The organism is Methylibium rhizosphaerae, from assembly GCF_006386545.1.
GTDB lineage: Bacteria > Pseudomonadota > Gammaproteobacteria > Burkholderiales > Burkholderiaceae_C > Pseudorivibacter > Pseudorivibacter rhizosphaerae.
Genome location: NZ_SWAR01000037.1, coordinates 1 through 12121, shown reverse-complemented (window position 1 = coordinate 12121; position 12121 = coordinate 1). Strand labels below are relative to the sequence as shown.

The following is a 12121-nucleotide window of genomic DNA, read 5'->3' as shown; positions in this document are numbered from 1 at the left end:
GAGTGCTCTCATGACATCGTTCCTTCGCCCCGCCCTCGTCTGCTTCGCCGTGCTGACGGCTCTCACCGGCGTGGCCTACCCGCTGGTGGTGACCGCCCTCTCGCAGGCCGCCTTTCCGCATGAAGCGGCCGGCAGCCTCGTCACCGTGAACGGCAAGGTCGTCGGCTCCGAACTGATCGGCCAGCACTTCACCGACCCGAAGAACTTCTGGGGCCGTCCGTCGGCCACTGCACCCGCTCCCTACAACGCGGCCCAGTCCGGCGGCTCCAACCTGGGCCCGCTCAACCCGGCGCTGGCCGACGCGGTGAAGGCCCGCATCGAAGCGCTGCGCATGGCCGACCCGGGCAACACCGCACCCGTGCCGGTGGACCTGGTCACCGCCTCGGCCAGCGGACTCGACCCGCACATCAGCGTGGCCGCGGCCCTCTACCAGGTGCAGCGCGTGGCCAGGACACGCGGGCTGCGGCCCGAGGCCGTGCAAGCGCTCGTGGCACAGCAGGCCGAGGGGCCGCTGCTGGGCTTCCTGGGGGAGCCGCGCGTCAACGTGCTGCGGCTCAACCTGGCGCTGGCCGGCCTGCACACGAGATAGAACGGCCGGGACGGCGTGGCAAGATGCCCGCGACCCCCACCCTTCCTTTGCAAGCCGATGCTCATCAACTGCGTTGCCTACCAGGACGGCGCCCGCCTTGCCGATCTGCAGACGAGCGAGATCAGCGACTACCTCGACAAGCCGGAATGTTTCGTCTGGGTCGCGCTGCGTGACGCCACCGATGCCGAACTCGACGAGATGCGGCTCGAGTTCAACCTGCACGAGCTGGCTGTCGAAGATGCCAGGCATGGCCACCAGCGCCCGAAGATCGAGGAATACGGCAACTCGCTGTTCGTCGTGCTGCACCTCATCGAGCTGGTGGGCGATGAGTTGAACGTCGGCGAGGTCGCCATCTTCGTCGGGCCGAACTATGTGCTGTCGGTGCGCAACCGCAGCAAGCAGAACTTCCTCGGAGTGCGCGAGCGCTGCGAGCGAGAACCGCACCTGCTCAGGCAGGGTCCGGGCTTCGTGCTCTATGCGCTGATGGACGCAGTGGTGGACCGCTACTTCCCCATCATGGACCTGATCGAGAACGAGCTCGAGGCCATCGAGGACCGCATCTTCGACAAGGGCGCAGGCCGCGCGAACATCGAGCAGCTGTACAGGCTCAAGCGCAAGGTCGCGCCGCTGAAGCACGCGGTCGGCTCGCTGCTGCAGTTCGCCGGCAAGCTGCATGGCGGTCGGGTGCCGGCGGTGTGCATCCCGACCGAGGCGTATTTCCGCGACGTGGGCGACCACCTGGCGCGCATCCAGGCCTCGGTGGACAACATCCGCGAAACCATCTCGACCGCCATCGCGGTCAATCTGTCGGTCACGACCATCGAGGAAAGCGAAGTCACCAAGCGGCTGGCCGCCTGGGCCGGCATCTTCGCGGTGGCCACCGCCTTCGCGGGCATCTGGGGCATGAACTTCGAGTTCATGCCCGAGCTGAAACTGAAGTGGGGCTACCCTGCCGCGCTCGGGCTCATCGTCAGCACCTGCGCCGTGGTGTGGTGGCGGTTCCGGCGCGCGAAGTGGCTGTAGCCGGGCCGCCATGACCGACCACGGCCGCCCAGACCCCGACGCCCTGCTGGCCCGCATCCGGCAGGACGAAGCGCGTGGCAGGCGCGGCAGGCTGCGCATCTACTTCGGCTCGTCGGCCGGTGTCGGCAAGACCTGGGCGATGCTGCAGGCGGCACATGCCGCCAAGGCGCAAGGCCGCGACGTACTGGCCGGCGTGGTGGAAACCCACGGCCGGATCGAAACCGCCTCGCTGCTCGAGGGGCTGCCGCTGCTGCCTGCGGCCCGCATCGAGTACCGCGGGCGCCCGCTGCAAGAGTTCGACCTCGACGGTGCACTCGAACGCCGGCCGGAGCTCATCCTTGTCGACGAACTGGCCCACTCCAACGTGGCCGGCTCCCGCCACCCCAAGCGCTGGCAGGACGTGGACGAACTGCTCGGCACCGGCATCGACGTGTACACCACGCTGAACGTGCAGCACCTCGAAAGCCTGAACGACGTGGTGGGCGGCATCACCGGCGTGCTCGTGCACGAGACGCTGCCCGACACATTCTTCGATGCGGCCGACGAGGTGGTGCTGGTCGACACGCCGGCCGACGAGCTGATCGCACGGCTGGCCGCCGGCAAGGTGTACCTGCCGGCGCAGGCCGAACGGGCGGCACGCCACTTCTTCCGCAAGGGCAACCTCATGGCCCTGCGCGAGCTGGCGCTGCGCCGCACGGCCGACCGTGTCGAGGACGACGTCCAGGCCTGGCGCAGCGACCGCGCCATCACCCAGGTATGGAAGACCGAAGCCGCGCTGCTTTGCTGCATCGGCCCGCGCGAGGGTGCGGAGCATGTGGTACGCAGCGCCGCGCGCCTCGCGCAGCAGCTCAACGTGGCCTGGCACGCGGTGTACGTGGAGACGCCGGCACTGCAGCGCCTGCCCGATGCCGACCGCCAGCGCATCCTGCGCATGGTGAAGCTGGCGCAGGAGCTGGGCGCCACCGCGGCCGTGCTGTCCGGCCAGGAGGTGGCCGCCGTGCTGGTGGAACATGCGCGCCACCACAACCTGTCGAAGCTGGTGCTCGGACGCAACCCGCGGCCCAGTTGGTGGCGCAGGCGCACCGGCCGGCTGCTGGGCCGCACGCTGGCCGCTCTGGCACCGGACGTCGACCTCATCGAGGTGGGGGAACGCCAGCCGCCCTCGCGCCCCGCCCCGCAGGCCGGCACCGACCCGGCAGGCGACGCGGCCCGGCCGCTGCTGCGCTATGCATGGGCCGCTGCGGCCTGCGGGCTCACCACGCTGCTGGCGCTGCCGCTGCACGGCTTCTTCGACCTGGCCAACATCGTGATGGTGTTCCTGCTGGCGGTGGTCACGGTGGCCGTGACGCTCGGCCGCGGGCCGGCCGTGCTGGCGGCCTTCACGAGCGTGGCAGCCTTCGACTTCTTCTTCGTCGCGCCACGGCTGTCGTTCGCGGTGTCCGACGTGCAGTACCTGCTGACCTTCTTCGTGATGCTGGTCGTCGCCCTGGTCACCGGGCAGCTCACCGCGGGGCTGCGCTACCAGGTGATGGTGGCGCGCCACCGGGAGGCGCGCTCGCGGGCTCTGTTCGAAGCGGCGCGCGACCTGTCGAACGCCCTGCTCGCCGAGCAGGTGATCGACCTGGCCGAACAGGGCATCGCGCGCGAGTTCCGGGCCCAGGCGCTGCTGTACGTGCTCGATGGAAACGACCGCCTGCGCCCGCCCCGGCAGCCGGCCGACGGCCTGGATGCCGGCACCGCGCAATGGGCGCTCGACCGCCAGCAGCCCGCCGGCTGGGGCACCCATACGCTGCCCGGCAGCCCATGGCTCTACCTCCCTCTGAAGGCGCCGATGCGTGCGCGCGGCGTGCTGGCCGTGCGCCCCAGCGAGCCGCGGCTGCTGATGGTGCCCGAGCAGCGGCAGCAGCTCGACACCTTCGCGGCGCTGGTGGCCATGGCGCTCGAACGGGTGCACTACGTCGAAGTGGCGCAGCAAGCCACGGTGCATATCGAATCGGAGCGACTGCGCAACTCGCTGCTGTCGGCGCTGTCGCACGACCTGCGCACGCCGCTGGCCGCGCTGGTCGGGCTGGCCGACTCGATGGGCGTGGCGCAGCCGCCGCTGGCCGAAGCGCAACGCGCCGCCGCCGGCGCCATCCGCGACGAGGCGCTGCGCATGAGCCGCATGGTGGACAACCTGCTCGACATGGCGCGCATCCAGAGCGGCGAGATCAAGCTGCGGCTGGGCTGGCAGTCGGTGCAGGAGCTGGCCGGCACCGCCATCGCCGCCACCCGGGCTGCGCTGGGTGCGCGGCCGGTGTCGGTGCAGCTCGCGGACGGCCTGCCGCTGGTGGAGTGCGATGCGGTGCTCATCGAGCGCGTGCTCGGCAACCTGCTCGAGAACGCCGCCAAGTACACGCCGGCGGGCAGCCCGGTGACGGTGTTCGCCAAACGGTTCGGCGGCGAACTGCACGTCGGCGTACGAGACGAAGGACCGGGCATCCCGAAGGGGCAGGAGGACGCCATCTTCGAGAAGTTCACTCGCGGCAGCGCGGAATCCGCCACGCCCGGCGTGGGCCTGGGGCTGGCCATCTGCCGCGCAATCATGCAAGCCCATCGCGGGCGCATCTGGGCCGAGGCGAACACCCCGCACGGCGCGGTCTTCACCTTCACGCTGCCGCTGGGCTCGCCTCCGCCCATGGACCTGGCCGAAGATGCAGCCGCCGATGCCGCCTCAACCACCGGAGCGACCACCTGATGTCCGACCCCACTCCCGTGGCCGTGGTGCTGGAAGACGAACGCCAGATCCGGCACTTCGTGCGCATTTCGCTCGAAGCCGAAGGCTGGCAGGTGTTCGAGGCCGCCACCGTCAAGCAGGGCCTCATCGAGGCAGGGACCCGCCGGCCCGAGCTGGTGATCGTGGACCTCGGCCTGCCCGACGGCGACGGCGTCGATTTCATCCGGGAGCTGCGCGCCTGGTCGAACGTGCCGGTGATCGTGCTGTCGGCCCGCTCCGAAGAGACCGAGAAGGTCAAGGCGCTGGACGCCGGCGCCGACGACTACCTCACCAAGCCGTTCGGCGTGGCCGAGCTGCTGGCCCGGGTGCGGGCCAACCAGCGGCGCCACCGTGCCGCGCGGCTCGACGCGGCCGCATGCTTCCGCTTCGGCGAAGTGGAGGTCGATTTCGCTTCGCGGCTGGTCCGCAAGGGTGGCGTCGAGGTGCATCTCACGCCCATCGAGTACCGGCTGCTCGGCGTGCTGGTCGCCAACGCCGGGCGGGTGCTCACCCACCGCCACCTGCTGCGCGAGGTGTGGGGCCCCGGCCATGCCGACAGCACGCACTACCTGCGCGTGTACATGGGCAACCTGCGCCAGAAGCTCGAAGCCGACCCGGCGCAGCCGCGCCACCTGCTCACCGAAACGGCCGTGGGCTACCGGCTGGTCGTCGACGCGGCCTGAGGCCGCGCTCGCCCTGGCGTCAGGCCTTGACCCCGAGCGCCACGCGCAGCTTGCGGGCCTCCTCCGGGCCCTGCTCTTCCTGCACCATCGCAACGAAACGTGCGGCCAGTGCCTTGATCTCTTCCGGCCCGCTGCACTTTTCCACCTCGAGCACCAGCTTGTAGCCCTTGACCAGGCCGAAACGCTCGCGCGCCTGGTTGGTGAGCAGCCCGTAGAGGTCGTCGTAGCTCAGCTTCGACAGCGCGGCATTCAGCGCGGCGGCCGCTTCGGCGGCGACCTCGGCGCTGGTCGGCGCGCGCTGTACTTTCGACACCAGCTGCATGTCGGCCAGCAGCTCCAGGTCGGCGGGCGTCGCGCCCTGCACGAGCTTCACCCACTCATCGCCAGTGCGGGTACCGTCAATGATGAGCAGCAGGTTGCGGGCCGTGCGTGGCAGCTTGCGGCTGCTGCTCTTGATCTCATCGCGACCGGCATCGGTCTTGATGTACTTGAACGTCATGTACGAGCTCCTGGGAAACGTGACGGCCCCGCTGGCGATTCTCCCCCTTCGCCCGGGTCCAGCGAATCTACCAGCAGCCGGTACCCAACGCCCGTTTCCGTCAGAAGGTATTGAGGCTGCGCGGGCACTTCTTCCAGTTTTTGGCGCAGTTGGCGCACATAGATGCGCAGGTAGTGCCCTTGCTCGGCGTGTCCGGGGCCCCAGACCTCCCGCAGCAGCTGCGACGACGTGACGACGCGGCCTGCATGCTTGGCCAGCACTTCGAGCAGCCGCCATTGCGTGGCGGTGAGGCGCACCATCTCGCCGCCGCGCTCAACATGCCTCGATTCGAGATCGAGCCGCACGCTACCGAAGCGCAGCCTGGTGTCGCCGGCCAGCGAGGTCTGCGCCGCATGGCGCAACGCCACGCGCAGCCGGGCATGCAGTTCCGCCACACCGAAGGGCTTGGTGAGGTAGTCGTCCGCACCGGCGTCCAGCGCCTCGACCTTCTGCCGTTCCTGCGACCGGGCCGACAGCACGATGATGGGCCGATGCGTCCACTGCCGCAACTCGCGGATCAGCATCAGGCCGTCGCCGTCGGGCAAGCCGAGGTCGACGAGGAACAGGTCGATGCGCCGGTTGCCCGCCAGCGTGCGCCATTGGCTGGCGTCGCGGGCCTGTGAAACGCTGTAACCCTCGGCCTCAAGGGTCGTCGCCAGCAGCCGGCGTATCGATTCCTCGTCTTCCACGACGAGCACGTGGATCCCGGTCTCGCGCATCAGGCTGCCTCGTCCATCGTGGGTGTCTCGGCAGCCGGCTGCGGCAGCGTGAGCGTGAAACGCGCGCCGCCGGCGTTGGCGGCCGCAATGGTGCCACCGTGCAGACGCGCGACTGCAGCGCAGATCGCCAGCCCGAGCCCAGTGCCGGTGCCTGCCGGCTCGTGGCGGCCCCGGAAGAACTTCTTGAACACCGCCTGCTCCTGCCCGGCGGCGATGCCGGGACCGTCGTCGGCGACCACGAGGCTGCAACGCCCTCGCTCGACCTCCACCCTTACATCGATCGCGCTGCCCGCAGGTGCGTGGCACAGCGCGTTGTCGAGCAGGTTCACCAGGGCTTGCTCGAGCAGGCGCGGATCGCACCAGACGATCGCATCGCGCGGCACCTCTGTCCGTACCCGGCGGCTTTGCAGGCGGGGAGACAGAGCGCCGCAGGCGCCTTCCACCAGTTCGTCGGCCGGGCACCACTCGCAACACGGTTGCACAGCGCCTTCTTCCATCCGCGTGAGGTCAAGCAGGTTGCTCATCAGGGCGTGCATGCGCTGCGCCTGCTCGAGCACGCCGCGCAGCAGCAGACTGCGATGCGCGGCGTCGAGCGACCGCTCCTGCTGCAACAGGCTGCTGACCGAGCCGATGATGGTGGTCAGCGGCGTGCGGAAATCGTGCGACATGCCGGACAGCAAGGTGTTGCGCAACCGCTCGGTTTCGGCCTCCACACTGGCCGCGGCATTGCGACGCTCCAGCACGGCGCGCTCGAGCGCGAGCGCAGCCTGGCTGGCGAAGGCGTTGAGCAGGTGGCGTTCCTCGGGCCCGTTGGCGCCTGCCGGCAACGGGTGCAGGGCGAGCACACCCAGGGCGGTCTCGGCACCCAGCAGCGGCACGTAGAGGGCCCGTGCTAGGGGAGCGGTCTCACAGCCCGCGCCCGTGCTGACGCCCTCGTCGAAGGCCTGCTGCGCCGCTGCGAGCTCATCGCATTGACCCTCTGCCGGTGCATGCCGCGGCTCCACCTGGGCGTGAGAGTCGCCTGCGTCACGCAGCGTGCCGCTCGCATCGGGCAGCAGCAGCTGCGATCCAACGCCGAAGGTCTCGCGTACCGACGACTCCAGCGCGGCGCCGACGGCCTCTTCAGAACGCGCGGTTACCAGCCGGCGCGCGAGGTCGTTCAGCGCTTGCGCGCGACGCGCGCGCGCATCAGCCACCAGGGAGTGCAGGCGTGCCTGCGCGACCAGGCGGCTCACCAGCAGCCCCACAACCAGCATCACCGCGAACGTGAAGTAGTACTGCGGGTCCATCGGCGTGAGCGACCAGCGTGGCGGCACGAATACCCAGTCGAACATCAGGATGCTGCACAGCACCGCGAGCACCGAAGCGGCCTGTCCGAAGCGCAGCGCCACGTACACCACGCCAGCGAGATACACGAGCAGCAGGTTCGCCCGCTCGAAGTAGGGCTCCATCAGGGCGGATATCCCGGTGCAGGCAAGCACGACGGCCAGTGCCAGCTGCCAGCCCTGCGGCAAGAACCGGCCGCTCAGCATCGCGGCCGCCTGGGCCCGCGGTGGCGCCAGGTTTTCGTCAGCCGGGTAGTTGATGACGTTGATCGTGACCCCCGGCAGTCGCTGGCTCAAAGCGTCGGCCAGGCCGCCCAGCCAGCTCGGACCACTGCCATCGAACCATCCGTCGGAGGGCTGCGCGCCGATCAGCACCATGGCCGCCTGCTCCTGCCGCGCCCGGTCCACCACCGCCGAGAGGACACTCATGGCGCTGATGCTGTCGGTGGAGGCGCCCAGGCTTTCGGCCAGCTGCAGCGCACGAACCGCGTGGCGGCGCGGCTCGGGGTCCCGGCGCAGCGTGGCCGGGGTTTCCACGCTGATCACCGTCCAGGGCTGGTCGCCTGGGTTGGCCAGCTGGTGGGCGTGCCGCACCAGCAGTTCGGCCTGCGGGTTGTTGCCGACCCATACCAGCAGGCGCCCGCATGCGCGCGCCTGCGCCGCTACCTTGGAAGCCTCTGCGGCGTTGCGGGGAATGGCAGGCATGGCGGACGGATCTGTGCGGTGGAGGCCCCTGCATTCTCACGCCGCCGGCCACTGGCTGAACAAGGCGCACACGCTGGCTGCGTCGCGGCAGGCAGCGAGTTCATCGCGCAGCGCCTGTGTCCCCAGCACCTGGGCGAGGCCGGTCAGCATCTCGAAGTGCGCCGCCGTGGCGGGGCGCGGCACCAGGAAGGCCAGGATGTCGCTGACGGGCTTGCCATCGGGTGCGTCGAAGGCGATGGGACGGCTCGGTCGCAGGTAGACCGCCAACGGAACCTTCAGTCCTGGTATGTCCGCATGGGGAAGCGCAGCGCCATGACCGATGGCGGTGGACTCGCGCGCCTCGCGCCGACCCAGCCTCTCGACCACCACCTTGACGTTCGGGCCCTTGCGCTGCCCGGCCAACCGGGCCAGTTCGAGCAATGCGTCCTGCCTCGAGGTCAGCGGCACGTTCAGCGCCACGCGCTCGGGCAGCAGGAGCCCCTGCGGGAAGATCACTCGCCGCGGCCGCTCGGCGAGCCAGACCGGCCGGTGGATCGCGGACATCATGAGGTGAAAGCCGCCTTTCGAAGTGCCTGGCGGCATTAGAGCGAGCGCCCCGTAAAAAAGCCGTATCGATTCGGTGCCGGACGGTCGTGTTTCCACCGAGCCCTTGTTTTACGGCCCGTTTACTCCTGCACGGCTACCGTCGCCTGAGTTGCAGGACCAACCAGGAGATACGCGTATGGCATCCACCGTGGCAGCGTCAGCAGCAACGGCCCCCCGGCCCATGACCCCGGAAGAGAGGACGGTGATCTTCGCGTCCTCGCTGGGCACCATCTTCGAGTGGTACGACTTCTATCTCTTCGGCGTGATGGCGGCCATCATCGCGGCCAACTTCTTCACCGCGCTCGACCCGGCCACCCGCGACATCTTCACGCTGCTCGCCTTTGCCGCCGGTTTTGCGGTGCGCCCCTTCGGCGCCCTGGTGTTCGGCCGGCTCGGCGACCTGGTGGGGCGCAAGTACACCTTCCTGGTCACCATCCTGATCATGGGCCTGTCAACCTTCGCGGTGGCCTTCCTGCCCAACTACGCGAGCTGGGGGCTGGCGGCCCCGTGCATCCTGATCGGCCTCAGGCTGCTGCAGGGCCTGGCGCTGGGCGGCGAGTACGGCGGGGCGGCCACCTACGTGGCCGAACATGCGCCACACGGCAAGCGCGGCGCCTACACCTCCTGGATCCAGACGACCGCCACCGTGGGTCTGATGCTGGCGCTCATGGTGATCTTGGGTACGCGCCTGTACCTGGGCGAGAAGGAGTTCACCGAATGGGGCTGGCGCATTCCGTATGGCGCCTCGGGCGTGCTGCTCGTCATCTCGGTGTGGATACGCCTGAAGCTCAACGAATCGCCGGCCTTCCGCAAGATGAAGTCGGAAGGCAAGACCTCGAAGGCGCCGCTCACCGAATCGTTCGGCCAGTGGCGCAACCTGAAGATCGTGATCCTGGCGCTCATCGGCCTCACGGCGGGCCAGGCGGTCGTCTGGTACACGGGCCAGTTCTACGCGCTGTTCTTCCTGCAGTCGTTCCTCAAGGTGGACGGCCCGACGGCGAACATCCTGGTCGCCCTGTCGCTCATCATCGGCACGCCGTTCTTCCTGCTGTTCGGGTCGTTGTCCGACCGCATCGGCCGCAAGCCGATCATCATGACCGGCTGCCTGCTCGCCGCATTGACCTACTTCCCCCTGTTCAACGCGCTCACCACCTACGCGAACCCGAAATTGCAGGCAGCCATTCAGAAGGCACCCGTCACGGTGGTGTCCGACCCGAAGGACTGCAACCTCATCCTCAACCTCACCGGCACGGCCAAATTCACCACCGCCTGCGACCTTTCCCGCACCTTCCTCGCCAACGCCGGCGTCAACTACGACAAGATGGACGGGCCCTCCGGCACGGTGGCCACCGTGAAGGTCGGCGACAAGGCTGTGGCGGGCTACGACGGCAAGGCCGCCAACGCCAAGGACGAGAAGGTGCGCTTCGAGAAGGAGGTGCGGGATGCCCTCAACGCAGCCGGCTACCCGGCCAAGGCCGATCCCATCCCCACAGGCTCGGGCAACTGGTGGATGATCGTCGGCATCCTGACGATCATGGTCATCTACGTCACCATGGTGTACGGCCCAATCGCCGCCATGCTGGTTGAGCTGTTCCCCACGCGTATCCGCTACACGTCGATGAGCCTGCCGTATCACATCGGCAACGGATGGTTCGGCGGCTTCCTGCCGGCGATCTCGTTCTCCATCGTCGCGGCGCAGGGCAACATCTACAGCGGCCTCTGGTACCCGATCGTCATCGCGGTGATGACCTTCGTCGTCGGCGCGCTGTTCGTGCGCGAGACAAAGGACATCGACATCTACGCACAGGACTGAGTGGCCGGGCCGGACATGGGCCCGCGCTGGCCCCGCTGCGGGAGTGACCGCTCCGGGGCCTTGTCCTTGTGCCCGGGGATGCACGGCGCATACTGCGCCGATCGACCGGCCGCCCACCGCGGCCGCCACGCAAGGAGTTGCCATGTCTGACGATCGCAAGCACCTCGCACCGTTGGACCCGGGCCGCGTGCACCTGACCGACCCCGAAGACCTGTATTACTGGTGCCGCGAGCTGCATTGCACCGAGGCCCAGCTCACGCAGGCCGTGGCCAGCGTCGGCCCGCACGTCACCGCCGTGCGAGAACAATTGCACCGGCTTCGGCAAGGACAGCCGGGACTGCGCTAACCGCGCTTGCTTTGCCGCCCATCTCGTCCAAACTTGTTTCTGCGTCCGCAAACGGGCACACCGCTTGCTGCGACGCAACGAACAGGGAGAGAAACACATGAAAAGCGCCATCACCGCAGGCGGCGGTACGCCCGCCGTGCGTCCGGAGGACGTGCTCGTGACCGAGGCCTTGTCAAGCCGCCCGGCACGTGCCCCAGACTTCGAGAGCGAGAACAGGGCCCTGTGCCTGCTGTCACGCGATCTCGCCAGCAACCCGGAAAATTTGCTGCAGAAACTGGCCGATGCCGCCTTGAATCTGTGCCGCGCAGGTTCGGCGGGAGTGAGCCTTGGCGACAACGAAACGGGCCAGCTGCGCTGGCATGCGGTGGCCGGCCGGCTGGCAGGCCATACCGGCTGCGGTATGCCGCCGGCCTCCAGCCCCTGCGGCACCACCATCGAGCGCAACATGCCGCTGCTGTTTGCCTACCCGGGCCGCTGCTACCCGTTCGTGGCGCCGATGCAGCCCACGGTCGTGGAGGCGCTGCTGCTGCCGTTCCACACCGGCGAGCGCCCGATCGGCACGCTGTGGGTGGTGGCGCACACCCCGGAGCGCCAGTTCGATGCCGAAGACCTGCGGCTGCTGACCGCACTGTCGCGGTTCGCGTCGGTCGCGATGGAATTCGCCAGCCCGCAGCAAACCGGTGCGGCCGGCTCCATGGAGCTCGAACACCTGGTGCAGCGCCGCACCAGGGAGCTGCACCATGCGAACGAAAGCCTGCGGGCCCGGGTGCTGCAGCTGGAACTGGCCAATGCGGAGCTGCGCGCATCGCAGGCGCAACTGCAGGCCGAGATGGCCATCGTGCGCAGCGGCCACCGGCGCAGCAGCCTGGGCCGCGGCCAGTCGTGGGCAGACAGCGGCTTCCGCGCCTGAGGGGTTCCTAGTCCACTGCGTCAGTGAAATGGCACCCCCGTGAGTGCCTGCCAGGGGCGCAATCTAGGCGCGAAGCCGCCGATGTGGCAGGCCCCACATCAAGGCTTCGCAACAACGAGTGCGCCCCTGG

General features: G+C 69.0%; 11 protein-coding genes. 7 read left to right on the top strand and 4 right to left on the bottom strand.

From position 1 onward, the window contains the following. The first annotated feature begins 10 nt into the window (after positions 1-10). The 4 genes from kdpC to kdpE are packed head-to-tail and all read left to right on the top strand — an operon-like array spanning position 11 to position 5050. Positions 11-589 carry a potassium-transporting ATPase subunit KdpC gene (gene kdpC / locus E8D38_RS21790; RefSeq protein WP_140635550.1) on the top strand — a complete coding sequence of 193 codons (579 nt, stop codon included), beginning with the start codon at positions 11-13 and terminating at the stop codon, positions 587-589. 57 nt (positions 590-646) lie between these two features. Next, positions 647-1612, top strand: a complete 966-nt coding sequence (locus E8D38_RS21785) for a magnesium and cobalt transport protein CorA (protein ID WP_140635548.1) — start codon at positions 647-649, stop codon at positions 1610-1612. A gap of 10 nt (positions 1613-1622) precedes the next feature. Continuing rightward, a complete protein-coding gene (locus E8D38_RS21780) occupies positions 1623-4349 on the top strand; it encodes a DUF4118 domain-containing protein (protein ID WP_140635546.1) in 2727 nt (908 codons plus the stop codon). Continuing rightward, positions 4349-5050: a two-component system response regulator KdpE gene (kdpE, locus tag E8D38_RS21775; protein WP_140635544.1), complete on the top strand. Its 702-nt coding sequence runs from the start codon at positions 4349-4351 to the stop codon at positions 5048-5050. Before E8D38_RS21780 ends, kdpE begins: the two co-directional genes overlap by 1 nt. A 19-nt stretch (positions 5051-5069) precedes the next feature. Here the strand turns inward: kdpE and E8D38_RS21770 are convergent, their stop codons facing one another. From E8D38_RS21770 to E8D38_RS21755, 4 genes are read right to left on the bottom strand one after another with little or no spacing between them, the layout of a single operon-like run. After that, on the bottom strand, positions 5070-5549 hold the full coding sequence (locus E8D38_RS21770) for a hypothetical protein (protein ID WP_140635542.1): 480 nt from the start codon (positions 5547-5549) through the stop codon (positions 5070-5072). Beyond that, positions 5546-6307 carry a response regulator gene (locus E8D38_RS21765; protein WP_140635540.1) on the bottom strand — a complete coding sequence of 254 codons (762 nt, stop codon included), beginning with the start codon at positions 6305-6307 and terminating at the stop codon, positions 5546-5548. The genes E8D38_RS21770 and E8D38_RS21765 overlap by 4 nt, the downstream gene beginning before the upstream one ends. Next, positions 6307-8337 (bottom strand): DUF4118 domain-containing protein, encoded by a 2031-nt coding sequence (locus tag E8D38_RS21760; protein WP_140635538.1) that lies wholly within the window; start codon positions 8335-8337, stop codon positions 6307-6309. The genes E8D38_RS21765 and E8D38_RS21760 overlap by 1 nt, the downstream gene beginning before the upstream one ends. Before the next feature lie 36 nt (positions 8338-8373). After that, positions 8374-8883 carry a PTS sugar transporter subunit IIA gene (locus E8D38_RS21755; protein WP_181179330.1) on the bottom strand — a complete coding sequence of 170 codons (510 nt, stop codon included), beginning with the start codon at positions 8881-8883 and terminating at the stop codon, positions 8374-8376. 220 nt (positions 8884-9103) lie between these two features. On the opposite strand from E8D38_RS21755, the gene E8D38_RS21750 reads away from it, so the two are divergent. The 3 genes from E8D38_RS21750 (at position 9104) to E8D38_RS21740 (ending at position 11991) form a co-directional block, all read left to right on the top strand. After that, positions 9104-10735: an MFS transporter gene (locus tag E8D38_RS21750; protein WP_140635533.1), complete on the top strand. Its 1632-nt coding sequence runs from the start codon at positions 9104-9106 to the stop codon at positions 10733-10735. A 142-nt stretch (positions 10736-10877) separates the two neighbouring features. Then, positions 10878-11081, top strand: a complete 204-nt coding sequence (locus tag E8D38_RS21745; RefSeq protein ID WP_140635531.1) for a DUF3606 domain-containing protein — start codon at positions 10878-10880, stop codon at positions 11079-11081. A gap of 97 nt (positions 11082-11178) precedes the next feature. Beyond that, on the top strand, positions 11179-11991 hold the full coding sequence (locus E8D38_RS21740; RefSeq protein ID WP_140635529.1) for a GAF domain-containing protein: 813 nt from the start codon (positions 11179-11181) through the stop codon (positions 11989-11991). Positions 11992-12121 lie beyond the last annotated feature (130 nt).